This is a genomic window from Arthrobacter sp. BG3 (genome assembly GCF_056680185.1).
Genome location: NZ_CM155270.1, coordinates 142,249 through 164,516, shown reverse-complemented (window position 1 = coordinate 164,516; position 22,268 = coordinate 142,249). Strand labels below are relative to the sequence as shown.

Sequence of the window (22,268 nt, the reverse complement as noted above, 5' to 3'; positions counted from 1 at the left end):
TGACAGAAGTGCGTAAAACCGTTACCGCCCAGCCACGGCAGCCGCAATTGTCGGCGGCGGATCGGGACTGCTGCAGCCCGGCGCCGCCTCCCCGGCACGCCGCATGGTGCTGTTTTTAGACGAAGCAATGTATCCAGGACGTACCCCGGCTTGTGTCAATCTTGGATTGGCTGGGTCGAAAGCACGAAGGAGACGCGACGCGCGAAGCTATTGCCCTCGGACGAAAGCAGCCCGCATAGCATCTCCCGCCTCATTCTTCCTTTTGTCAAATTCCTGGTAAAACGGGTCCACTATCTTCGCCATGTCTTGACCATTTACACTGTTATTTCCAGGTGTGAGTAATATCTTGTCCGCAGTATCGACTACAAGAGTGTCCAAGCTGCCGCAGACTGATGCGACCGGATCAGTGGCTATTTCGTACACTCGCCACGATGACTCTATATAGTCATAGTAAGCCTTCTTAAAGTCATTGTAGGTAGCTGACTGCTCGTCCGGGGTTATCTGGGCCGAATCTTTTTGCAAGGCGTTTTCATAGGCGTAGAGGGCGGTTTCCAATTTCGTCGCAGTGACGAGATAATTAGTATATTCAGTTAGTCGCTGGCCTCTCATGAAGTCCGACTCAGATTGGGCCGCAGCTGCCCTGACACCGTCTGCGGCTACTTGTCGGGCCACGTCAGCCGTCTTCACTGACGTATTGGCCGCGATGTCGGCAGTGATTATAGAGATAGTGCCCGTCATAATGACACCGGCTGCGGCCCCGATAACCGCCCAAGCCGCAGGGTTTCTGGGCACTCGGACCCTGCGAAGGAGTGCCTGCACGCGTGCGCGAATCGACGTTGGTTGCGCTGGCTGAGTCGGGGCTGCTGCCATGAGGGAACGATACGCCCACTCAGGGCCATCTAGCGAGGATTAGGAACGAATGAGTCTCACGACGGCGGAAAGAGAACTTTCTTGGAAACCGCTCGTGGCGGTCTTCCGGTATCACCGCGGCGTGACGGGAATCGTTGGCGGCCACCAGCAGGCATTACGGCACACCTTCGGGACCGCACTGGCCGAGGCGGGCGTCGATCTGGCGGTGATGCAGGCCTTGCTCGGCCACGCCCACGTCGACACCACTGCCCGCTATATCCATCTCGCTCCGGCCCACGTGAAAGCAGAGTTCGATGCCGCTCGCGATCGCATCCGTTCCCAGCAGTGACCCGCACGCCGCGTATCTGGAGTACTTGCGGCGGACCGGGCGGGGTAACACCGCCTACTCATCGGCTGCCAGGACATTCTTCCAGCGGTGGCCGGACCCGCAGGAGTGGGCGGCCGAGCCGCTGCAGGTGCGCCTGTCTGCCGGGGCTGCTACCCGGCCGATCATCACTTTCCTGATGCTGCACCAAGGTCTGCGGCCAGGCTATGACTACTTGCTGGAACGCAAGCTCTCCAGTATCTGGCGCGAGGTCAAAGACTCACCCCTGACGGTCGACCTCGACCGGTTCATGACTGCGGCCGCTGACTTGGGATTCACCGACCGGGTCCGGTTCGCTACCGGCTCCCAGGTGCCGGTCCGGCTGCTAATCCAAACCGGCCGGCGCCTGGAACAGCTCACCCTGGCTGATCTGGCCGAATTCACCGCAGCCTGCCAGGACAGGCAGGAACGCACCGGCAAGGGCCACGGCCACTACCTGTCGGCGGTCAGCAACGCCCAGCGGGTGCTGTTCCACCTTGGAGTCCTCGATGAGCTGCCCCGCGGTGGCGGCCCGGCCCCTTTCGCCGAGCGGCTTGCCCAGGTTCAGCCGCCGATCAGGGCGACGATGATCTCCTACCTGGACCGCAAACGTGCGACCTGCCGGCCGAAGACCGTCTCAACGATCGCGACCCGGCTCAAGCACTTCGGCGTGTTCCTGGCCGTCCTCGACCCTGATCTGGAATCGGTTGCCGCCCTCGAACGAACCAAACACATCGAGCCCTACCTCACCAGCATGGTCGACGCCGTGAACTCCAAGAACGGCGAGACCATCACCGCGGCCGACCGGTCCCGGCGGGTGCTCGCGCTGATGGGCTTCCTGACCGACATCACCGAGTGGGACTGGCCCGAAGCGCCACGGCGCAAGCTTCTCTTCCGCGAGGACATCCCCAGGCTCCCGCAAACGCTGCCTCGTTACCTGCCCGTTGACGTCGACCGGCGCCTCACCCAGGCCCTAACCGAGTCCCCGGGCAACGAGTTGGCCGCGGCCGCCCTGCGGCTGCAACGTTCCTTCGGGCTGCGGATCGGGGAACTGCTCGACCTTGAACTGGACTGCGTCCACGAAGTCCCCGGCCACGGCAGTTGGCTTAGGTCCCCCTCGGCAAGCTGGACACCGAGCGGATGGTCCCCCTCGATGAGGAGATCCTGGACCTGATCGACGACGTAGCCGACATCAGATCACCGGGGCGGCCGCTGCCGCACCCCCGCTACCGCCGCCCGCCCCAGTTCCTGTTCACCCACCACGGACGGCGGCTCGCGCAAAGCGCGGTCCGCGCCGAACTCGGCCGCGCCGCCGGCGCCGCCGGGCTCGAACACATCACCCCGCACCAGCTTCGCCATACCTACGCCACCGCCCTGGTCAACGCCGGCGTCTCCCTGCAGGCGCTGATGGCGCTCGTCGGGCACATGTCAGCCGAGATGAGCCTGCGCTACGGACGGCTGTTCGATGCCACCGTGCGCACCGAGTACGAACGGGCCCTTGATCTGGCCAAACAACAGGCCCTCACACCCCTCAGCGGCCGGACCAGTCTGGCGCTCAGAGACATCACCGGCGGAAAGGATTGGAAAGACACCCCGCTGCTGACGTCGCGCATGGCCGGTGGATTCTGCCTGCGGGCACCGGCCCAGGGCGCCTGCCCCTACGCAAATATCTGTGAGCACTGCCCAAGCTTCCACGCCGAGCCCAGCTCACTGCCGATCCTGGCCGCGCAACGTGTTGATGCCGACGCACTCGCCGGCGACGCCGAACAACGAGGCTGGACCGCCGAAGCCGACCGACACAAACAGCTCATCACACGACTCGATACCCTGATCAACGAGGCCACCGCAGGATGACCAACACGAGCACCCTCAACAGCGTCGAGCGCGCCTGCGCCGATCTCCTCCGGAATGGACAGGCAGTGACATTCACCGCCGTGGCCGCCCACACCGGCCTGGGCCGCACCACTCTCTACCGGGACCCCATAATCCGGGCCACCATCGAGAACAATCGCCACCGCGCAGCGACCAGCGGCACCCTCGCCGTCCTCACCGACGAGATCGCCACGCTCCGCGCCGCGCTCGAGACACTGGCCGAAAGCGTCCGGCGCCACGAAGAGCAGCTCCGGAAGCTGGCCTCCCGAGAAGACTAAATCCTTAACCGGCTAATCGCCGACATCCTGGCACATTAGCCGGATAATGCTGGGACAACAGCATGGCCGAATCGTTCTTCTCAGCCCTGAAAAACGAGCGTGTCTACCGAACCGTATACGCGACCAAATCACAGGCCCGGAGCGACGTCATTCGCTACATCGAGGGGTTTTACAACAGCCGGCGCCGTCACTCCGCACTCGGTTACCGGCGGCCCAACGAAGTCCACTATGGTTATCAACAGCCAGCCTTGGCAGCGTAGAACAATCCACTAATTCCGCTGTCCGAAATCACCGCAGCAGCTCAATGCTGCAGGCCCTGATCGACGGCCAACACGACCCGGCCGTGCTGGCGGACTTGGCGAGGAAGGCCATGCGCCGGAAGATCCCGGCGCTGACCGAGGCACTGACGGGTCGCTTCAACGCCCACCACGCGTTCATGACAGGGTTGTTTCTGAGCCGGATCGACGCCCACAGCAAGGACATCGCTATCCTCGACGCGCGGATCGAAGAGCTCATGCGGCCTTTTAGCGGTGCCCGGGAACTGCTGGCGACAATCCCGGGCATCAGTGACCGGACTGCCGAGGTCATCATTGCTGAGACCGGTGCTGACATGTCCGTGTTCCGTACCGCCGGCCATCTGGCATCGTGGGCAGGCACCGCACCCGGGGCCAACGAGTCCGCAGGGCTGGTCAAGTCGACGAAAACCAGGCCCGGGAACCGGTACTTGAAAAGAGCGCTCGGCACAGCCGCCATGGCGGCGGCCAGATCACAAACCACGTACCTCGGGGCGAAGTACAGGCGGATCAAGTCCCGGCGCGGGCCAATGAAAGCCCTCGTCGCCGTCGAGCATTCCGTCCTCATCTCCATCTGGCACATGCTCACCACCGGCGAATGCTACGTCGACCCGGGCCCGGACTACTACACCCGAAGCCAGCCACTGCGCAGCAAAGAGAGCCCTTCAACAACTCGAAAGTCTCAGCTACCAGGTCACCCTCCAACCTCTCCAGAACGCCGGCTAAATCGCATGCAGCCAACCGCCACCCTGAGTCACCGCCGCGGTCACGAAATTTTCGCGTCAGGGTCTCTTTTGGTATTGGTTTGCTTGGTCGCTACCAATTCAAAGAGGCCCTGACCTCTTTCCCGCTGCACCACGCTTCACGGGAAACGGCCCCACCCCGCAGCGCAAGTCTCAGACCGCCCTAACCACGCTCATCTGCGAAGGGCCCGTTTACTTCAATGCGAAAGACGGAGTGGCGCGCATCTTCAAGAACGGGACAACTCACATAAATGCGGAATCGGCTTTCACCGCCCGCAAAATGACTACTTTTTGCCACGTCGCTGACGTGGCAAAGAACGCTCGGCAACGTTTGCTGCCCCCGGCACGAAACACCCCGAAAGCTTCACCACCACCACGGACCCCAAAGTCCTCGCGCTCCCAGGACCGCATGGAGCAACCTACCCAGGTAAACGAACGAACCGTCAGCATCCTAACTCCCGTTGGCACCATCCACCTTGAAAAATTCCGTCAGGCTGAGTAGCGGGCGTGCAGTACAACTTGCCCAGCGCCGGTAGGCGATGGTCTTCTGCTGTAGTGGCTGTCGAAGATGCCGCTCATGGCCGCCCCCACAGCAGGAGTGCAGCGCTTATAGGCGTTGGACTCCTGCTGTAGTGGCTATCGAAGATGCCGCTTATGCCCGTCCCCGGGTCATCGCAATCACCGGTGGTGCTGGGAACCCACCGACGGCCTGTTCATAGGTGTGCGCAACACGCAGAACTGTCGCGTCGTCGAATTGCCTGCCCACAATCATGAGGCCGGCAGGCAATCCATTCACCAATTCAGTCGGGACGGTGCAAGCCGGATGTCCGCTTACGTCAAAGGGGGCACAATTGCCAACCATGCCCAGTGCCGTGCTCAGGTATGTTTCCAACGGCGCATCAAGAGGCAAGAGTTCCTGTGCAGTGTAGGGCACAGTCGGCATTACAAGGACGTCGTACGCCGAAAGTGCCTTGTCATATGCCGAGCGCAGAGCGAACGCGAGGTTGCGGGCCATCGCGTAGTATTTACCGCCGCCCAGCTCAAACGTATATCGGCCTGACAAGCCGACGAGCTTTACTGTCTTTGACAGTTCGGCGCCCCTAGTGATCCGGTTCGCCGCGAAGTAAGCAATCATTTCGGGGTCGTAAAAGCCCTCGGAGTTCATGCCATAGCCGTTGCCGTCGATCATCTGGAAAGCGGCGCCCTCGGTGGCGATAACGTTCCAGAGGGCCAACCCATCGCTGTGCCAAGGGATCGAAATCTCGTCGGCGGTCAGTCCCGCCCCTTGGAGGACCTTGATGGCGGCGCGCACCGCTTCGTCCACGCCGGGATCACTGACCGATGTGCCGAAGCCTTGGCTGACGACACCGATGCGCAGTCCTTCGGTGGGCTGGCCAAGGGCCTTCAGGTAATCCACTTTTTCAGTAGTAGCACGCTGGCGAGGATCGAATCCGTCGCTGCCAGCCATGACACCCAACATCAGCGCTGCATCCGGGACCGTGCGGGTTAAAGGACCGAGATGGTCGATCGTCTGTTCTATCGGAAACGCTCCGGTGTACGGCACCAGACCGTGGGTCGGCTTGTGACCCACACCACCGCTGAAAGCGCTCGGTATCCTCACAGAGCCGCCCTGATCACCGCCGACTGCGAGATCGACTGCACCAGAGACAACCAAGGCCGCGCTACCGGACGACGATCCGCCGGCGTTGCGTTTAGGATCCCAGGGATTAAGTACCGGCCAGGGCTGGGACGTAAAACTGGCACCGGAAAAGCAAAGGTCTTCACACATCGCTTTTCCTGTGATGGTCGCACCGGCAGCGAGTAAGCGAGTGACAACAGTGGCATCGCGGAGAGGAATGAATCCCTCCAAAGTGCGGGAACCGTTGGTCATTGGCACTCCCGCCACAGACACATTGTCCTTGACGGCCACCGTCTTGCCCGCGAGAACGCCTCCGGGGGCACCTGCGATTGACGTCGTCACATACCAACCGCCAAAGGGGTTTTCGGAAGGCTCGGACCACACCCGCTCCGGTGCCTTTGGAGCGCCAGCCCTATACAGTTCCTCAACGCGCTCAACGGCGCCGAGGGTATTCGCGACCGCCGGCACGAATTCCTTGATCTCAACGTCTGACAAGCCGAACGAATAGTGCCGATCCAAGGCTGCCAGACGGGCAGAATCGGGAGGGGGAATCGACATATTATCTCCTAGATATATTAGTTAAGATACTGATACTTTTTAGGTTTTTAATACATTCGGTGTTTAATTACAGTAGCGCCGCTGTCAGTTATCGAGGCCTGAATGGCTGCCGAGTGTGACGATGCTCCGGCGTCGACCGGCAGGACTGTGGCAGTCACCCACCTCTCACGCGAAACTGATACTCGGTGGCGGTCATTTGGCGAGACGCACGAGCTGAAATTGCGCTGAGTGTGCGCGCGACCTCGACCTGGACGGATTCATTCACTGGGGCGGTTCATGTTCCCTCCGCTTCAGTTGCCCGCCGTGTCGATGTCTCCACTGCTGTCCACCCTCCAGTTGACTGTCCTGGTTCCGTTGAAGGAATGGGTATAGCCGCCCAAGTCCTTGGAGCGCAAGGCGGTGCCGGAGTAGAGGAGGGCCTGTGCGCTGTTCCGAATCGTCACGGATACCCACACGACCTGACCCACGGGGCAGCTGAGCGTTCCGTTGACGCTCGTGGTTGCTGCCTGCGCGGGCATCGCCGGTGCCGCTGCCAATGCCAGTGCCGCGCAGATGCCGATCGCGCCGAGTCTTCGAGTTTTCAATGCTTCCCCCTGAGCGTCCGGGCGGGGTTTCGGTTTAGCCGCCGCCAACGGATGGTGCACTCTTGCATGACGTTCGCCTTTTGCACAAGGGGTCACTTCGGATGGTCAATCTGCCGCTTTCAGGAGTCCAGTAGTTCGCGAAGTGCGGCGTCGATGAAAGCGGTGTCGACCGGGTTGCTTCCACCGCCGGCAAAGTGTCCCCATGTTCCGGGTATCACCCGGAGTTCCGCATTGGGCATGAAGGAGACCTCGTAGGCCTCGTCCTCCGGCGGAAAGTACAGGTCTTTCTGCGCTGGCATTACGATTGCTTTCGCCGTAATGGATGCAAGCGCCGCTTCATGGTCACCGCCGAAGCCAGGAGTGTTGCCCACATTCCCGTTGCGCCAGGTCCACAGCATCGTGATCAGGTTGTTGGCGTCTCGTCCGTCCAGGAAGAAACCTTCCCAAAATCCCACGAGAAAATCGTCCAGACTGGAAAATCCCATGGACTTGTAGGTCTGCTCCCAGTAGAACGCCTGGCTGAAACCCCAGCCGGAATACACCCGGGCGGCCGCACGCAGCCCTTTATCTGGCTGTTTGGCATAGTCGCCAGACGCAAAAGCAGCATCCGCCTCGATTGCAGCCTTGACGGAATCGAGGAAGACTTGGTTATGTTCACTGGTTCGCGCTGATCCGCAGAAGGGGAGGATACGAGGTACCATCTCCGGGTAGCTCACCGCCCACTGGAACGTCTGGCCCGCGCCCATTGACCACCCGAGCACGGCGACAAGCTTCTGAATTCCGAATTCCTCTGTCACCAGCTTGTGCTGGGCCGCGACCTGATCGAAAACTGTGACGTTCGGAAAATGAGCGGCGTTATAAGGCGCGGGCATCGTGGAGGGCGACGAAGACAGTCCGTTTCCCAGCATGTTCGGCACAATGATGAAGTACTTGGTGGGGTCCAACGCCATGTCATCACCGATGAGCCACTCGTTTTCCCAATGGCGTCCTGAGTACCACGTGGGATAGACAATGGCGTTTGATCTGTCGTCGTTGAGTGTTCCGTACGTGGCGTACGCGAGCTTCGCGTCGCGAAGGGTTGCACCGCCCTGAAGCGTGAAGTTGCCGAGGTCGAACGTTTCGTACTCTCTTGCCATGGGGAAAGTCCTGTTCTATGGGTGGTTGTGCGAGGGGCTACGCAGACCCCCACGAAAACCGACGTCGCGGTCGGCCTGGTGCTCTAGCTCTTGAGTTTCGGTAGCATGGGCTCTGGATCGGTGGATACCGGAGGCGCGGTGGTCAAGACGGCCCGCCCAGCTTTTAACCCCTATGGAAGCGACGGCCCCACCTCATTTTCTCTTGTGGCGGCGTAGGGGCCCCTGATTCAGCCGCGTCCAGTCCGAACTTCTCGGCATTGGGCTTTGGTGTGGATGAACCTAACTGTTTCCCGGGTCGTGAAAGCGGGCCCCGATTTGCTTATCGAAGGTGTGGACGAGGACCTGGGTCGGTTGCTTCCGGGAGGATGATTCGGCTCCGAGGATGCAGTCCGCCACCTTCGCGGCGATCTGAGAGCGGATTACTCTGCGCAGGCTCCGGGCGCCGAATATTGGGTCGAACCCCTGATCTACCAAGTTCGCAACAACATCGTCTTCGACAATGAGTTCGATGGATTTCCGGTGCAGGCGTCTGCGAAGGATGTCGAGTTCATTGCGGGCGATGTGATGGGCTGTTTTTTCATCCAGATGAGAGAAGACGATGGTTTCGTCGATCCTGTTCAGCAGTTCGATGTCGAAGAATTCTTTGACGGAAGCGCGGAAGACTTCTTCCTCTGTCATACCGCCAAACACGGCCGCCATGCCAGGGTTCAAGGATTGGAGGTATCGGTTTACTGCATGCCGCCGGCTCGATCGTCGCCGGGCAACTTTCGTGGAACCGAGGTTGGAGGTCATGAAAACGTAGCAGTTCCGGAAGGAGATTGTTTCCTGACCGCTGGCCAGGCGGAGGGTCCCGTTGTCCATGATCTGGAGCAGTGTTCGTATGACGGTCGGGTGGGCTTTTTCGACTTCGTCGAAGAGCACGATTCCTGGTGTGTAAGGGTCGCCCTCGATCTTGCTTCGGTCGAACAGCGAGAAGTTTTCCTTGCTTCCGGCGTAACCGGGGGGCGCTCCGGAAAGGGAGGCGGCGTAGTGTTCCTGGGCGAGGGCGTTCATATCGATGCGGCACAGGTCGTCCGGCCCGGAACGGAGTTCGGAGGCAATCTGACGGACCAATTCGGTTTTTCCGACGCCGGTTGGACCGACGAGGAGGATGTTTGCCAACGGTCGGTGCGGGTCAGTAATGCCGACGGATGCCAGGCTGACGGCGCGTGTGACAGCTTCGATTGCGTTGTTCTGGCCGAGGATGCGGCCGCCGAGGCGGCCGGAGAAGCCGTTTGTATCAAAGACACCGGGGCGCGGCGGATCCTTTTTTACAGGGTCCGCCGCCTCCCGTGCTGTCTGGTCCTCAACGATGTCTTCCTCTTTGAGACGCTTGGCGTTTTGTGCGTTCAACATATCGTTGAGGTACGGCATGTCGTTCTTCCTTTCAGTGCGGCGGGGTCAGAGTTCCATTACCTCTTCGACGGGGAGGTCCCCGACCCGGCAATCTGCAACCCCGACTGTCGTCCGGGTGATCGATTCCACGTTTTTCTGGGCTTGTTGGGCGTCTGTGACCCAGGTTTTGTAGAAGTCAAACGGGCAGTCGGCCACGCCTTTGTCCCCGTCTCCGGCGGCGTGGATTCCGGTGTAGCCGCGGTGCAGCAATTTGAAGAGGTGGTTCTGGGACTGATCGTTTTCCCGGGCGTCGCGGATCGCGGATACGGAGAGCTGGGCGTACTGGATCCCGTATTCCTCCTCGCCGGTTTCTCCCAGGGTGCGGCCGTCGAAGCCGATGATCGCGGAGTGGCCGAAGTAGGAGTAGACGCCGTCGAAGCCAGCGGCGTTGGCGACGGCGACGTAGCAGTTGTTGCTCCACGCCATGGCTTTGGACATGAGGACCTGTTGTTCTTTGGCCGGGTACATGTAGCCCTGGCAGCGGATGATTAGTTCGGCACCTTTCATGGCGCAGTCGCGCCAGATCTCGGGGTAGTTCCCGTCGTCGCAGATGATCAGCGACATCTTCATCCCCTTGGGACCTTCGGTGACGTAGGTCGATTCTCCCGGATACCAGCCCTCGATGGGGTTCCAGGGCAGGATCTTGCGGTATTTCTGGACGATCTCTCCCTTGTCATTGATCAGGATAAGGGTGTTGTACGGCGGTTTTTTGGGGTGTTCCTCATGTTGCTCGCCAGTGATGGAGAAGACCCCCCAGGTGTTGCTTTCCCGGCACGCTGCCGCGAAAATGTCGGTTTCTTCGCCGGGAACGGTAGCCGCAGTCGCGTACATCTCGTCGTTGTCGTACATGATGCCCATGGTCGAGTACTCGGGGAAGATGACCAGGTCCATTCCGGGAAGTCCCCTCTTCATGCCGCGGATCATTTCGGCGATGTTTCGGGCGGTTTCGAGTACTTCCCCCTTGGTATGCAGACGGGGCATTTTGTAGTTGACGACCGCCACACCAACGGTGTCGGGGCTGGATGAAATGTCACCATGGCGCATTGTTGAGTCCTTTGTCAGTTAAGAGTGAACCGATGTTTTCGGCCCAGGGAAATGGGGGGGCTGGCTGTAGTTTATTTTTGTGCCGGCAGGACGTGGTCCGAGTTTTTATCAGTTGCCAACATCAGAGAACTGATGAATTGAGGGGATCCGTCCGCTGCCGGGAGTGCGGAGGCGATCATGTCGGGGCGTTCAAATTCCATGCCGCTGACGTGGCACCGGATCAAAACATCCGAGGGATTTCCCTCGTCATCGAACATAGGCAGATCGATTCCGTCATGGTTGCGGCGAAGGTAGAACCGGCCCTTGGTGATGACGGCCATGAGGGGCGTGGCGATAAAAGCTATGAGCACGGCAAAGATCGGGGAGAACGGCTGCACGGCACTGCCAAAGGCTCCGAAGAACATGGCGATGGAGATCCCTGCGGAGAGAATCAGTGATACAAAGCCGACCGGGTTCACCGCGTGGAGCATTCCCCTGCGGAACTCAGGGTATTTGGGGGAGAGTTTGAGGACGTATTTATTGATGGCGATGTCAGTGGCGACAGTAACGATCCAGGCGATACCGATATTGGCGTAGAAACCAAGAATGGTGTTGAGGAACTCGAACATGTTCAGTTCCATCAGTAGCAGGGCAATGGCGACGTTGACGATAACGAACACCAGCCGACCGGGGTAGTGGCGGGTGATTCGGGTGTAGGAGTTTGTCCAGGCCAGCGAACCGGAGTACGCGTTGGTGACATTGATCTTGATCTGGGAAATGACGACCAATACAACCGCCAAGGTCATAGCCAGCCATCCAGGCATCATCTCTGAATAGACGCCCAGGAACTGGTGGACCGGTTCTGTTGCCATGCTGGCGGCGGCCGGGTCGAGCTTGGCGATGATGTAGACGGCGATGAAGAGCCCGATTGCCTGTTTGATGGCACCGAAGATTACCCAGCCGGGACCCGCAAGGATGACGGCACGCCACCACGCGTTGCTGTTGGCCGCCGTTTTGGGGGGCATGAAACGCAGGTAGTCGATCTGTTCGGCGATCTGGGCGATGAGGGACAGGCAGACGCCTGCAGCCAGCATGACCGCAGCGAAGCTGGGTTCTCCAGTCCCGTCCGCGCCCTTATAGCTAAGGAAACTGTCTACCGAACCGGGGTGGGTAATGATCAGATAGCCCATAGGTACCACCATCAGCAACAGCCACACGGGCGTGGTCCAGGCCTGAAGCTTGGTCAGCGTTTTCATGCCGTACATGACCAGAGGAATGACGATGAGGGTCGAAACAGCGTATCCGATGGGTTTCGGCACACCGAGGCCCAGAAAGAGTCCCTGAGCCATGATGGAACCTTCAAGCGCGAAGAAGATGAAGGTATAAGTGGCAAAAATGATGTTGGTGATGATGGATCCGTAGTACCCGAACCCCGACCCGCGGGTGATCAGATCCAGGTCAATGTTGTACCTCGCCGCATAATAACCAAGCGGAATCCCGGTAATGAAAATAATCACTGCAGCGACCATGATGCCAAGGAGCGCGTTCGTGGTGCCATGTGCCATGCCAATGGAGGCACCAATCGAGAAGTCCGCCAGGTAGGCAATACCGCCCAGGGCCCCGGTCGCAACTACACCGGCGGTCCACTTGCGGTAGGAGCGCGGGGCGAACCGCAGTGTGTAGTCCTCGAGGGACTCCTTGTTCGCACTTATTGCGGCACCCTGGCCGGGAGCGGCGGCCGGATGTTCGGCGTCGGTAACGTCTATGGACATAGGGAAGTGCCTTTCCTTGGTTACTGAAGACGGGGTAATCCTGCGGGACCCTGAAAGCTCTGAAGGAGGTCCGCCGACGGCAAACGAATCCGGATTGCCATATCGGGGGTTGCCGCGGGTGAACTGTTGGTGCTAGGGAAAGCAGCAAGATGGTGTTAGTCAGCTCGGATTCGTAACACCTGAGTCGTGAGGCTCACCAGAGCTGACTGACCGGGTGCCGTCCAGCGGCGAAGGGTCGCTTCGCTCTCAGCCGGCATCCGAATGCATTCATTCGAAATACTTTCAATTGAAAGTACTTGGTGATCTGGATCACGTCAAGTGATTTCTTTCTTCATGCCCGCTGGGGCACGGCACTCTTCATGCCCGCTGGCACTCTAAGCCTTGATCCACCGATCCGCTGTTGGTCCTGATTAATTTTCGGGCTGGCGGCGGATTCTGGTTTCGGGCATGGCGGGCCGCCGGGCCTCGCTGCCCTTGGATGTTCCGCTGGTGGTCCTGGTTGCGCCGTGTGGCTGGGTTGACGGGGTTCAGGCTGGTTGGGGCGGTGGGCAGAGGCCCTCGAATAATGCCTGCCATGGTGTTTGCCGGGCCAGGCCTCGGGCAGGTGAAGACGGATGCGTCGGGCGCTGGTGGCGATGCGGGCGGGGACGTGGACGAGTTTGCGGCGGATCGTGCCGGTCCTGGCTTTGCCGAAGGGCCCGGCGGCGAGGATCCCGGCGGCGCGGGTGAGGTTGTAGGTCATGACTGCGGCAACGAGCCAGGCCGAGTTCGCGGCAAAAACTTTTGAGGGCATATGTGCCAGTGCGCTGTCCTTCAGGTCGGCATTGACCTGCTCGATAATGGCGTGTTTGCGGTGGATCTTGTCAGCCGCGACCCTGCCCAGGACATCGGCGTCCACGGTGGTGAAGAACCCGTGGTGCCGGTGGGTTTGGAAGAGGGTTTCCTGCCCGTCGTTGGCTTTGGGGTTCAGCTCCGGGATGCGGCGCACCACCAGGCGGCCGGTGACCTGCTCGTCCTTTTTGCGGGAGGAGAACACGGTGAACCCTTCGGCGACCTCTGCCTTCGAGACCCAGGTGCTGGTCGTCTCGTCGAAGACCGCGTCCGTGTACTCGATCGTTTTCCACGCCGTGTCCGGGATCCCGGCGATGGCGCGTTTCACGGCCGGGTCCATCCGGACGGTCACCGAGACGGCCGCCCCGCCGGCCAGGGCAGCGGAAACTGCGGCATGGCCGTAGAAGGCCGAATCAAAACGGCAGAGCACCCGCCCGCCGGCGTAGACGCGCTTGAGGGTGGACGGGGCGTCGGTGATCAGGCGTTTGGCGCCGCGGGCCGAGTTCGCCGCGCCCTTGCGCAGCCGCTGGGCGGCGATCACCGGCGCCGTGTCCTTGGTGGAAACCGTCGCCAGCAGGGCGTTCAGGCCCCGGACCCCGGAGTATCCCTAGCCGGAGCCCTGCTTGGCGTAGCCGTGGACCTCGATGATCGTGTCGTCGACATCCACGAACACGAAGTCACCGGCGGCGGGTGCTCCCAGCAGGGGTGCACGACCGCCCAGGCTGGCCAGGAAGCCGGACGCAGCCGCGTCCAGTTGCCGGACGTGCCCGAGGGTGAAGGGCCGCAGGAACGAACCCAGGGTCGAGGGCGCGTAACAGGCGGTGAAGAGCCGGCCCATCCCGCCGTGGCGCAGCAGGGCCATGTCATCGATCGAGTCCGCCCAGGCGACCATCCCGGCCACCAGAGACGCGATCTTCAGCCCGGCGTTCGCACCCTTATCCGTCGGCACCGTCAGCCAGACATCGGCGAGCTCCTGCAGCCCGGCGTCACGGGCCAACGTCATCACCGGCAGCAGCCCGGCAGCCGACACGAGGTTCGGCTCATCAAAGGAAACTGACACAGCGGACGGCTTATGCGAAACTTGCATCTACGAGATGCCTCTCTTTTCGGTGGTCGATGGGTTCTAGACAAGCTCCATTTTCCGTGAAAAGACGGGCATTCTCGGTTTAAACCGCCGTCGGCGCCCCGACCAACATCGGTGGATCAAGGCTTAGGCTAGGCACGCCAAGGAAGGAAGTCTTGGTGCCTGGTTGGAGTTAGGGGCAAGAGCCCCAGTTCTGCCAGAAAGGGACGGGCCGAGCGAGTGGGCTCATCCGGTCCACACGGATGGGAGCGAGCGTTAGCCGTGCCTGCGTGTGGTTCTGACCGCATCCTCGATGAGGGCCAGTTCTTCCGCCGTCTTGGCGTGGGCGGCTTTGCCCCTGGAGGCGATATGTACGCGAACCTTCCGACGGTCCCCGGACTCGACCTCGCGGTATACGAGGGCCTTGGACACCAGACGGTCAATGACCCGGGTCAGCGTCGGTCCGGTGATACAGAGGTAATCCGCGAGGTCAGTCATGGTCTGGGGTGAGCCGATCAGAGCATCAAGTACCAGCCATTGGTCCAGGCTCAGGCCCTCAGCAGACAGGGCCACGCCGGCCTCTTTCCGCAGCATGTGCATAATCCGCTGATTTTCCCGAATGAAGGAGCCCGGAGCAGTCGACGTTTCGAGGTCGATCATCATTGACTGCTCCTTATTTCGCCGTTAAAGACCATGATAATATATGGCAGTTAGTTTATCCGCTCCAGCCAGACCCCCACACGGAGTTCTTCCCGGAAGACACAGATGACAATGGCTCAAGCGTACGACGAGAGTTGGCGTCTGGCCATGGTCGTCCCTTTCCAAGGCCCCGCCGGAATGTTCGGGCCATCCTGTGAAGCGGTAACGGAACTGGCCGTAGCCGAACTGAATGCAACCTCGGGAGTCGGTGGACGGCCCGTCACCGTTGAGCTTGTGGACGGCGGTGCCAGCCCGGCGGCTGTCGGAGCCAGGATCCGGGACCTCGTCCGCGAGCAACGCATTGATGCCGTAACCGGGTGGCACATTTCCTCTGTCCGTCTAGCCATCGCTCACGAGACAGCAGGAAAACTTCCCTACGTCTACACATCCCTCTACGAAGGCGGAGAAAACAGGGCGGGTGTGGTCTGTCTTGGCGAAACGCCTTCTACTCAGATTGCGCCGGCATTGAAATGGCTTCGCGATCACGCCGGGCTACGGCGCTGGCTTGTCGTCGGAGACGATTACGTGTGGCCACGCCTTTCCTCCGCGGCAATCCGCAGCCAGAGTCAAGATCTTGGCGTTACGATCGTAGGGGAGCATTTCGTACCTTACAGCGGAGGCCGCATCCGCCACTTGGTCGACCTTGCGGAGCGCAGCAACTGTGACGGAGTCCTGATGCTCCTGGTCGGTCAACACGCCGTTGACTTCAACCGCGAATTTGCCCGGCGAGGCCTCTCTACCCGCATTGCACGGTACAGCCCTCTCATGGAAGAAACCATGCTGCTCGCCAGCGGTGCCGGAGCAACAGAAAACCTCTACGTATCAGCCTCATACTTCAGGTCACTTCGGACGACCGAGGCAATGGACCTTGTCTCCGCCTACACCCGGCTGCACGGACCCTCTGCGCCACCCCTGAACAACATGGCCGAATCCTGCTATGAGGGCATTCGTTTCCTGGCAGACGCCGTGGCCCGCACGCGTAGCACGAAGGCCGAACGCATCCTCGCGAACACTGCGCGGGCCTCCTATGCAGGACCTCGCGGGACCGTGAATTTCAACGAAGGCAAAGCACTACAGCCGATTCATTTAGCAAAGGCATCCGGCCTGGACTTCGACATAGTTGCAACCTTTTAAACTGGTCCTTACGTCGCCCTGGAGGCACGGTGTAGCACCTCGCAAATCCCGCCAGACGTGGATTCAACCAACTTGAGGCAAACGATGCCGACGCTCTATCTATCTTGAGATTGCGTCACTTTAGATGAGGCAGCAAAGTATTGGCAGGGATCCTCATGTGCAAATTCTGCATCAGGATCACTTCTGCTTCCCCCTTTGGACTCCGGCCCAGGCGCTGGATGGGTTGCGAGCCGTCGCAGCGGCTCGGATTGAGGGTATGACTTAGCCCGGGCGACACTCCAGTCTGTGCAACAACTCGTTTCCTCAGACGCTGAGGCCGCCCAGCAGCCGCTACAGCGTCTTTATCTTCCTTTGCACGTCTCGAACCACCATCGGAGCTTCTCTGGCGAGCGCCAGAAGGGAGCGGCGAGACTCCGGCCTTGCTCCGGCGTGAGGCTCGGTCGAATCCATAGGTTGGCTCATGTACTCGTCGAACGCCACCTCCTGTTGCTCTACGTCTTCGGCCGAAGGAAGCAAACCCCGCTTGAATGCTTCCTCCATCCAATCTGTCTGAGCCTGCAATTCAAGCTCTAAGCCGTGACTGGCCTCTTCAAGCACATCTACTGACGGGGCATGCCTGGTGAGGTGAAAAATTAGGCGTTGCTGAAGGATTAGCCTCCCCTCGGCGGATAACTGGGACACACGGCGGCTGCGTTCCAGAGCAGCGGACGGGACGGTGCCTATAAGCATGAAGTCAGCAACATGGGTAGAGTCCCCTGAACCGAACAAATCAGGCAGCGGCATCAATTTGTTGCGGTTAGCCCAAGTTCCAGGCTTCGGGAGAACCCGTGCATCATGAAATGTAACGCGCACAGCTGTAACGGCTTCTCGAAGTCTTGCGCCTTCACGCATGGTGCAGGGATGCATAAACAGCATGGCTAACCCCGGCTCGTTGTTCTCAATCCCGGGCATGACAACCTGATCAAAAACGTCCCCCTGCGAATGGGGTAGCCAAAACGGCACTCCGTCTTCTGTGCGCTGCCTGTAGTCGAAAAGTTCTTCAGGCGGCAGTAGTGGTTCGAGGCGGTCAGCCATTGCTTCGATTCTTCGCCACGATGGCAGGCGCTCCGTCCTCTGCGATTACCACTTCAAAATCAGTGGCGAAATCGGTTTTCCACGATGGATGCAACTCGTTCAGGACTTCCTCCGGCGAGATAGACGCGGTGGCGAGGTCAATCAGTGCAGCAGCACTCCCGGGCTTGTAGAGATGCCTGGGAGTAACGGTGTATCCACTAACGGATGGGATGGATATCCAACTCGCCGGCTCTTCCACCCCCACTTCTTTGAGGAGCCGGAAGAAGGCGGTAAGTTCAGCCAGCCGCCGCATGTTATCCGCCGCCGCGCCGCCACTCGTTCTCCACTTGCGCAGAGCAGGGACACTCACGCCCACCATTCGAGCAACATCAGCCCAGGCGACACCCCAAGTTTCCGCCAGTTCTTCAAGAACAGTCGATAGCGGCCGTTTCAGAAGGTCGCGAGCGTGTGCCTCAATTGATTCGGCAAAGGACTTTCGGTGATCAGCCCGGAGCGTGGATCCCTGAGTGCGGTTCAGTTGACGTTTTTGGCGCCATTGGGCGTCGAGGAGGGCATCGGACGTACCTTGGGTAAAAGTGATCAGCAGGTCTGCAAGAGAGTCGCTGGAGGTGGAAGAATGACTTAGAAATATCTTCCTTGAAGCTGTTTCATGCGCTGTTGCGGCCACTGTTCCCCCTGAAAAGTTCTCTTGCCTGCTCCGTTATAGACCACTGGAAAATCTCACCAATGGGGTCATGAAGTCTATCGATAATCTTGCTGATCTGCTGCCGGTCAAGGAGTATAAAGTCACTCGGTTCCCATGCGCTGTCTACATCCAGAAGGAAGAGCTTTGAGGGAGCAAGTGTTGCGTCATGGAAGGGAACGTCGGGACCAACAACGCTGGAACCTATGAATTCCCCCCAGTTGAAGATCACCTTACGGTCCTCGCCAGGGTTGTAAATCACGTTGCCTCTTAGCACTTCTGCTTGCGAGTCCCCATAGGCCTTAACAGGAGCCAACAGGGCGTCGTTAATCCATGGTGACCATCCACCTGTGTGTTCCGGTGGAGTGTCTACGCGGATTTCGTCGATGTAGCGAAGGCCAACCCTTTTGACTACGACAGAATCTATGGTCTTTGCTAGGGCGGCCAACGCGGCGTCGAGGAAGGGTGTGAAGGAACTGAAGCCCGAGTAGGAACGTCCGTCCATCGATACACTCAAAGAAGTCTGGTGCAGAATTGCCGTCACTCGTTTGTCGAGCGACGTTGCTCGGAGCTGTTGAATTGAATCTTGTTGTACAACCTCGTTGGGTTGGAGTGTGAAGGCATTTACTACCTGTCGCTCTAATACGGGCAATTGTGAGCGGATTTCTTCGGCGAACTTTGCCCTAGTCGCTTCGTCGTTGATGCGGGGCTCGTAGTTGAGCTGGACCTCGGCGGTGACGATAGCCAAGGGAGCGCGGACGAAAACCTCTCGGTTTGCGTAGGTCATGATTCCCTCCTAGTAGGTAACTAGAAGTGTAACCGGAACTGTAACCGCGGCTAGACCCTGGCGCAACATTCCCAGCAAACCTACAGGCTAGAAGCGGTCACGCGCATGAAATTAACCCATAAGCTGCCTACGGCGCACCGGGCTTCTAATGGGTCGACGGACAGAGACCGCGGTTGTGCGTCCCGAGAGTCCGTCGCCCCTCGATATATATCCTTGCATTGCATCGTCTAACCCGTGATGCTGCGGCTTTAGAGACCCCGGCCTCCTGGGCTGTGAGTGCGAGAGGGCAGGAACGTGGCCGCCTGTTAGTGCGGTCAACACGCTACGTCGTCATCGAGCTCAAGACCGGCAAGTTCCAACCCGAATACGCCGGCAAGCTCAACTTCTACGTCGCACTCGTCGATGACGTGCTGCGGCGCCAACACCATAACGAAACCATCGGAATCCTCATCTGCGGCACCAAAAATGACCGCAGCGTCCGGTACAGCCTGGGACGCTCCACCTCACCCATGGCCGTCGCCGCCTACACCTACGAGAACCTCCCCCGGCCGAACAACAAGCGCTCCCCAACGAAGGACACATCGTCGCAGCGCTGGAATGGGCCGAACCCGACGTAACTGCTGAAGCTTCCGATTCATAACTACAGTTCGGGAGACGGGCGGACGGCTACGCCGACAACACCGAAACAAGTGTGGGATCGACCGTGAACAGATGGCGAAGACGGCGCGGGCCGGCTGGGAAATTTTCAGCCCGATCAAGCGCGTGGATCTCGTCAATGGTGATGCGCACGTCAAGTTTCTGAGACAGTTTCATCGTTGTATTTCGGTTACGCGGCCAGGGATTCCTGATCGCGGATCTGGTGGGCGGTGAGGGCTGCCGCCGGGGTTCGGTGGCCCGCTCGGGCGTTGGGCCTTTTGCGGTTGTACCAGGACTCGATATAGTCCATGACCGAGGTGCGGGCGGCGAGCCGGCTGGTGAAGCTGTGGTGATGGTAGAACTCGGTCTTCAGATGCGAGAAGAAATTCTCGGCGACTGCGTTATCCCAGCACACGCCGACCTTGCCCATGGATTGGGTTACGTTGTTCCCGGCGCACCAGCCCTGGAATTCGGCAGAGGTGTACTGGGTGCCGCGGTCCGAATGGAAGACCGCCCCGTCCACGTGCAGGTATCCGTGGTCGCGGGCCATGGCCAGCGCCCCGGTGCAGAGCTCGGTGCGCATGTGCCGGTCCATGTTCCAGCCGATCACCATGCCGGTGCACAGGTCGATCACGGTGGCCAAATACAGCCAACCCTCGCCGGTCTTGAGGTAGGTGATGTCCCCGCACAGCCGGGTGCCTGGCACCTCGGAGGAAAAGTCCCGCTTGCCGTTCTCGTCGAGCATGTGGTTCTCGATATGGGCGGTCTTCGCCTGCGGATCCTGTTCGGTGGTCTTCTTCCACGCCCGGGTCCGTACGGCGCGCAGGCCCTGCTCGCGCATGATGGCCCCGACGGTGGGTTGGGAAACGCTGATCCCGTCCTCGTTGAGCATCCGGGTCAGCTGGTCCCTGCTGGCAGCGGCCTTAAACTTCCCGGCCACAGCTTCCACCAGCGCCTGGTGCCGCACGGCCCGCGGGGACGGGCCCGCGGCGTTGCGCCACCGGTAGAACGAGGCCCGGGAGACCTTCATGGTCCGGCAAAGCCAGGCGACGGGATGGTTCGCCTTCTCCGCTTCGATGAACTCGTAGAAATCCTCTACCGTTGCTTCGCTGCAAAGAAGGCGCTGACTTTTCCCAGGAACTCAATTTCCTGCTTCAGCTTCGCGTTCTCCGCCAACGCTCTCTGGTGCTCTTCCCAAGGCACGGCTGCCTTCTCTTCGGTGAGGAACCGATCAGGATGATCCTCACGGTATCTACGCACCCAGGTCCCGAGAGTGCCCTCGTTCACACCGATCTCCGGTGCTACTTGGGCGATCGGACGGCCCGAGGAAATCACGAGCTCCACGGCGTCGTCCTTGTACTTCTGGCTATACCTCTTACGGTCGGTCATGCGAAGAAGGGCTCCTATCAAGCTGTCTCACAAAACCATACGGCCGCAGTGACGACCAGCGTGTCCCTTTTGCTTGCAGAAGCCGCTCCTCCCCGTCCGGCACCACCGCTCATGGAACTGTGCGGCGGCGCGTCTCAGACCTCGTAGGCCGGGGCGCCGATGGGAACGATCCGACTGGGTTCGCGGCCAAAACCCTCGATTACGAGGTGGTCGTCGTGCGCCTGCACCGTCGCGTACGAAGTGACTGTCGTGTCGAGCATGCCCTTGAAGTTGACGAAGTGAGTGCCGCCGGTGAATCCGTAGTTCCCGGCATGGTTGTGGCCGTTGAACCACGCGACGACGTTGTCGTAGGAAGTGACGAGGTCGACCAGCTCTGTGTCGTTATAGGCGTTGTGCTCGTTGAGCGGAAAGATCGGATGATGCGCGCTAAGCACCACCTTCTCGCCGTGGCTGCGGGCGTGCTCGAGGGTCTGCTCGATCCAAGCGAGCTGTTCCGCGCCGACGCCGCCGTTCCAAGTCTGGCCGTTTGGCTTGCCCGCCGCGCTCAGCTCGGCACGCATCTTCTCCGCCAGGGCGTAGTTGGCAGAGTCCTTCGGGTTGCCATAGGTGCTGATGTCGTTGGTGTCCACAACGATGAACCGCCATCCGTTGCGGCGGAAGTGATGGTACGAGGCCGGCATGTTCATCGTGGTGAGCAGTTCCGCGCGGGGCATCTGGAAGTCGTGGTTGCCGAGCACGTGGTACTTCGACATGCGCAGCTGCTCCCAGATCGGCATCACCGCGTCGAAACTCTCCGGGAATTCGTCCACAAAGTCGCCCAGGTGGAAGGCGAATCGGAGGTCCGCCTCGTTGAGCGTGCCTACGGCCTCCTTCAGCTTGTCGATGGAGAGCCTGTAAAGGCGGACAGGACCGTCGGGCTTATCGGCGTACTGGCAGTCGGCGATAACCCCGAACCGCAGCGGCGGCTCGGAACCCGCAGAGGCTGCCGATGCGGCACCTGACATTGCGACGGTGGCCGCGACCCCTGCGCCCAGGCCCAGGAAGGCGCGGCGGCTGTGGGCGTAGGTGGTCCATGACATAGGGGACTGGGTCGGCATGGTGAGCTCCAAGCTGGTAGGAAGTATCAGCTCGAGCAAAGCGGCGCCGAGTGACCTCGTAGCAACGAAGCGCAGGTCTCCGTGTTAACACCAAGAGAACTCCTGCCCGGCTGAGCCGATGGATACCGCGGCGCAAGTGCACGTTGTAGAAATGGCCTGGCCAGGGTCTCAAAGGACACCATCTCCCGGCCGGGACGGGCGTCAGGTGACGTTGGGCTGCTCGCCGCGGATCGGGTGGGATCGCTCGTAGTGGCGGTCATGGCCGCAAGCTTGGGCCGGCATCGGATCGACGCCCTCACTGGATGGGCGAAGACCCCTGTAACGGCGTTGT

21 protein-coding genes and 4 pseudogenes are annotated in these 22,268 nt (G+C 60.3%); 9 read left to right on the top strand and 16 right to left on the bottom strand.

Annotated features, from left to right (window positions below; translation table 11 throughout):
* Nucleotides 1-16: 16 nt before the first annotated feature.
* Nucleotides 17-127, top strand: a pseudogene (locus AC1MFL_RS00805) (ATP-binding protein); the annotation flags it as partial.
* Between the two features lie 80 nt (nucleotides 128-207).
* On the opposite strand, the gene AC1MFL_RS00800 reads toward AC1MFL_RS00805, so the two are convergent.
* Nucleotides 208-738 (bottom strand): hypothetical protein, encoded by a 531-nt coding sequence (locus AC1MFL_RS00800; RefSeq protein WP_479812665.1) that lies wholly within the window; start codon nucleotides 736-738, stop codon nucleotides 208-210.
* A 181-nt stretch (nucleotides 739-919) separates the two neighbouring features.
* Here AC1MFL_RS00800 and AC1MFL_RS00795 point away from each other — a divergent pair, with 181 nt between their 5' ends.
* The 6 genes and pseudogenes from AC1MFL_RS00795 to AC1MFL_RS00770 form a co-directional block, all read left to right on the top strand.
* Nucleotides 920-1,198, top strand: coding sequence for a tyrosine-type recombinase/integrase (locus AC1MFL_RS00795; RefSeq protein WP_479812664.1), 279 nt, complete (start codon nucleotides 920-922; stop codon nucleotides 1,196-1,198).
* The gene (locus tag AC1MFL_RS00790; protein WP_479812662.1) at nucleotides 1,164-2,387 is read left to right on the top strand and encodes a hypothetical protein; all 1,224 of its coding nucleotides are present in this window, start codon (nucleotides 1,164-1,166) and stop codon (nucleotides 2,385-2,387) included. Before AC1MFL_RS00795 ends, AC1MFL_RS00790 begins: the two co-directional genes overlap by 35 nt.
* Nucleotides 2,354-3,067 (top strand): tyrosine-type recombinase/integrase, encoded by a 714-nt coding sequence (locus tag AC1MFL_RS00785; protein WP_479812660.1) that lies wholly within the window; start codon nucleotides 2,354-2,356, stop codon nucleotides 3,065-3,067. Before AC1MFL_RS00790 ends, AC1MFL_RS00785 begins: the two co-directional genes overlap by 34 nt.
* Nucleotides 3,064-3,363: a DUF6262 family protein gene (locus AC1MFL_RS00780; RefSeq protein WP_479812658.1), complete on the top strand. Its 300-nt coding sequence runs from the start codon at nucleotides 3,064-3,066 to the stop codon at nucleotides 3,361-3,363. The genes AC1MFL_RS00785 and AC1MFL_RS00780 overlap by 4 nt, the downstream gene beginning before the upstream one ends.
* A gap of 47 nt (nucleotides 3,364-3,410) precedes the next feature.
* Nucleotides 3,411-3,623: pseudogene (locus AC1MFL_RS00775) on the top strand (integrase core domain-containing protein); the annotation flags it as partial.
* A 44-nt stretch (nucleotides 3,624-3,667) separates the two neighbouring features.
* A pseudogene (locus tag AC1MFL_RS00770) lies at nucleotides 3,668-4,382 on the top strand (transposase); the annotation flags it as partial.
* A gap of 669 nt (nucleotides 4,383-5,051) precedes the next feature.
* On the opposite strand, the gene AC1MFL_RS00765 reads toward AC1MFL_RS00770, so the two are convergent.
* The 8 genes and pseudogenes from AC1MFL_RS00765 to AC1MFL_RS00730 all read right to left on the bottom strand — a co-directional run bounded on the left by AC1MFL_RS00765 (nucleotide 5,052) and on the right by AC1MFL_RS00730 (nucleotide 15,102).
* The gene (locus AC1MFL_RS00765) at nucleotides 5,052-6,596 is read right to left on the bottom strand and encodes an amidase (protein WP_479812656.1); all 1,545 of its coding nucleotides are present in this window, start codon (nucleotides 6,594-6,596) and stop codon (nucleotides 5,052-5,054) included.
* Nucleotides 6,597-6,886: 290 nt separating this feature from the next.
* Nucleotides 6,887-7,180, bottom strand: a complete 294-nt coding sequence (locus tag AC1MFL_RS00760; RefSeq protein WP_479812654.1) for a hypothetical protein — start codon at nucleotides 7,178-7,180, stop codon at nucleotides 6,887-6,889.
* A gap of 119 nt (nucleotides 7,181-7,299) precedes the next feature.
* The gene (locus tag AC1MFL_RS00755) at nucleotides 7,300-8,316 is read right to left on the bottom strand and encodes an alpha/beta fold hydrolase (RefSeq protein ID WP_479812652.1); all 1,017 of its coding nucleotides are present in this window, start codon (nucleotides 8,314-8,316) and stop codon (nucleotides 7,300-7,302) included.
* A 279-nt stretch (nucleotides 8,317-8,595) separates the two neighbouring features.
* Complete coding sequence (locus AC1MFL_RS00750; protein ID WP_479812650.1) at nucleotides 8,596-9,729, bottom strand: AAA family ATPase; 1,134 nt, start codon at nucleotides 9,727-9,729, stop codon at nucleotides 8,596-8,598.
* A 27-nt stretch (nucleotides 9,730-9,756) separates the two neighbouring features.
* Nucleotides 9,757-10,794 carry an aliphatic amidase gene (locus AC1MFL_RS00745; protein ID WP_479812648.1) on the bottom strand — a complete coding sequence of 346 codons (1,038 nt, stop codon included), beginning with the start codon at nucleotides 10,792-10,794 and terminating at the stop codon, nucleotides 9,757-9,759.
* Between the two features lie 71 nt (nucleotides 10,795-10,865).
* Nucleotides 10,866-12,545 carry a purine-cytosine permease family protein gene (locus tag AC1MFL_RS00740; protein ID WP_479812646.1) on the bottom strand — a complete coding sequence of 560 codons (1,680 nt, stop codon included), beginning with the start codon at nucleotides 12,543-12,545 and terminating at the stop codon, nucleotides 10,866-10,868.
* A 527-nt stretch (nucleotides 12,546-13,072) separates the two neighbouring features.
* Nucleotides 13,073-14,463 (bottom strand): annotated as a pseudogene (locus AC1MFL_RS00735) (IS1380 family transposase).
* Between the two features lie 252 nt (nucleotides 14,464-14,715).
* Nucleotides 14,716-15,102 carry a MarR family transcriptional regulator gene (locus AC1MFL_RS00730; RefSeq protein ID WP_479812644.1) on the bottom strand — a complete coding sequence of 129 codons (387 nt, stop codon included), beginning with the start codon at nucleotides 15,100-15,102 and terminating at the stop codon, nucleotides 14,716-14,718.
* A gap of 108 nt (nucleotides 15,103-15,210) precedes the next feature.
* Here AC1MFL_RS00730 and AC1MFL_RS00725 point away from each other — a divergent pair, with 108 nt between their 5' ends.
* A complete protein-coding gene (locus AC1MFL_RS00725; protein WP_479812643.1) occupies nucleotides 15,211-16,272 on the top strand; it encodes a substrate-binding domain-containing protein in 1,062 nt (353 codons plus the stop codon).
* Nucleotides 16,273-16,602: 330 nt separating this feature from the next.
* Here the strand turns inward: AC1MFL_RS00725 and AC1MFL_RS00720 are convergent, their stop codons facing one another.
* From AC1MFL_RS00720 to AC1MFL_RS00710, 3 genes are read right to left on the bottom strand one after another with little or no spacing between them, the layout of a single operon-like run.
* Nucleotides 16,603-17,346: a hypothetical protein gene (locus AC1MFL_RS00720; RefSeq protein WP_479812641.1), complete on the bottom strand. Its 744-nt coding sequence runs from the start codon at nucleotides 17,344-17,346 to the stop codon at nucleotides 16,603-16,605.
* The gene (locus tag AC1MFL_RS00715; RefSeq protein WP_479812639.1) at nucleotides 17,339-18,013 is read right to left on the bottom strand and encodes a hypothetical protein; all 675 of its coding nucleotides are present in this window, start codon (nucleotides 18,011-18,013) and stop codon (nucleotides 17,339-17,341) included. The genes AC1MFL_RS00720 and AC1MFL_RS00715 overlap by 8 nt, the downstream gene beginning before the upstream one ends.
* Nucleotides 17,994-18,815 carry a TIGR04255 family protein gene (locus AC1MFL_RS00710; protein ID WP_479812637.1) on the bottom strand — a complete coding sequence of 274 codons (822 nt, stop codon included), beginning with the start codon at nucleotides 18,813-18,815 and terminating at the stop codon, nucleotides 17,994-17,996. Before AC1MFL_RS00710 ends, AC1MFL_RS00715 begins: the two co-directional genes overlap by 20 nt.
* Nucleotides 18,816-19,123: 308 nt before the next feature.
* Between AC1MFL_RS00710 and AC1MFL_RS00705 the strand changes: the two genes are divergently transcribed.
* A complete protein-coding gene (locus AC1MFL_RS00705; protein ID WP_479812635.1) occupies nucleotides 19,124-19,432 on the top strand; it encodes a PDDEXK nuclease domain-containing protein in 309 nt (102 codons plus the stop codon).
* A gap of 49 nt (nucleotides 19,433-19,481) precedes the next feature.
* On the opposite strand, the gene AC1MFL_RS00700 is transcribed toward AC1MFL_RS00705, so the two are convergent.
* From AC1MFL_RS00700 to AC1MFL_RS00685, 4 genes are all read right to left on the bottom strand, one after another.
* On the bottom strand, nucleotides 19,482-19,604 hold the full coding sequence (locus tag AC1MFL_RS00700) for a hypothetical protein (RefSeq protein ID WP_479812633.1): 123 nt from the start codon (nucleotides 19,602-19,604) through the stop codon (nucleotides 19,482-19,484).
* 37 nt (nucleotides 19,605-19,641) lie between these two features.
* Entirely contained in the window at nucleotides 19,642-20,529 is an 888-nt protein-coding gene (locus AC1MFL_RS00695) for an IS3 family transposase (protein WP_479815609.1), read from the bottom strand.
* Between the two features lie 17 nt (nucleotides 20,530-20,546).
* Complete coding sequence (locus AC1MFL_RS00690) at nucleotides 20,547-20,840, bottom strand: transposase (protein WP_479812631.1); 294 nt, start codon at nucleotides 20,838-20,840, stop codon at nucleotides 20,547-20,549.
* A gap of 134 nt (nucleotides 20,841-20,974) precedes the next feature.
* Nucleotides 20,975-21,937: a metallophosphoesterase gene (locus AC1MFL_RS00685; protein ID WP_479812629.1), complete on the bottom strand. Its 963-nt coding sequence runs from the start codon at nucleotides 21,935-21,937 to the stop codon at nucleotides 20,975-20,977.
* Between the last annotated feature and the right edge of the window lie 331 nt (nucleotides 21,938-22,268).

Bases quoted from the DNA above. Each gene is read 5' to 3' on its own strand.
- AC1MFL_RS00800 (WP_479812665.1), bottom strand. From the start codon at position 738: ATGACGGGCACTATCTCTATAATCACTGCCGACATCGCGGCCAATACG.
- AC1MFL_RS00795 (WP_479812664.1), top strand. From the start codon at position 920: ATGAGTCTCACGACGGCGGAAAGAGAACTTTCTTGGAAACCGCTCGTG.
- AC1MFL_RS00790 (WP_479812662.1), top strand. From the start codon at position 1,164: ATGCCGCTCGCGATCGCATCCGTTCCCAGCAGTGACCCGCACGCCGCG.
- AC1MFL_RS00785 (WP_479812660.1), top strand. From the start codon at position 2,354: ATGGTCCCCCTCGATGAGGAGATCCTGGACCTGATCGACGACGTAGCC.
- AC1MFL_RS00780 (WP_479812658.1), top strand. From the start codon at position 3,064: ATGACCAACACGAGCACCCTCAACAGCGTCGAGCGCGCCTGCGCCGAT.
- AC1MFL_RS00765 (WP_479812656.1), bottom strand. From the start codon at position 6,596: ATGTCGATTCCCCCTCCCGATTCTGCCCGTCTGGCAGCCTTGGATCGG.
- AC1MFL_RS00755 (WP_479812652.1), bottom strand. From the start codon at position 8,316: ATGGCAAGAGAGTACGAAACGTTCGACCTCGGCAACTTCACGCTTCAG.
- AC1MFL_RS00750 (WP_479812650.1), bottom strand. From the start codon at position 9,729: ATGCCGTACCTCAACGATATGTTGAACGCACAAAACGCCAAGCGTCTC.
- AC1MFL_RS00745 (WP_479812648.1), bottom strand. From the start codon at position 10,794: ATGCGCCATGGTGACATTTCATCCAGCCCCGACACCGTTGGTGTGGCG.
- AC1MFL_RS00740 (WP_479812646.1), bottom strand. From the start codon at position 12,545: ATGTCCATAGACGTTACCGACGCCGAACATCCGGCCGCCGCTCCCGGC.
- AC1MFL_RS00730 (WP_479812644.1), bottom strand. From the start codon at position 15,102: ATGATGATCGACCTCGAAACGTCGACTGCTCCGGGCTCCTTCATTCGG.
- AC1MFL_RS00725 (WP_479812643.1), top strand. From the start codon at position 15,211: ATGGCTCAAGCGTACGACGAGAGTTGGCGTCTGGCCATGGTCGTCCCT.
- AC1MFL_RS00720 (WP_479812641.1), bottom strand. From the start codon at position 17,346: ATGGCTGACCGCCTCGAACCACTACTGCCGCCTGAAGAACTTTTCGAC.
- AC1MFL_RS00710 (WP_479812637.1), bottom strand. From the start codon at position 18,815: ATGACCTACGCAAACCGAGAGGTTTTCGTCCGCGCTCCCTTGGCTATC.
- AC1MFL_RS00690 (WP_479812631.1), bottom strand. From the start codon at position 20,840: ATGACCGACCGTAAGAGGTATAGCCAGAAGTACAAGGACGACGCCGTG.
- AC1MFL_RS00685 (WP_479812629.1), bottom strand. From the start codon at position 21,937: ATGCCGACCCAGTCCCCTATGTCATGGACCACCTACGCCCACAGCCGC.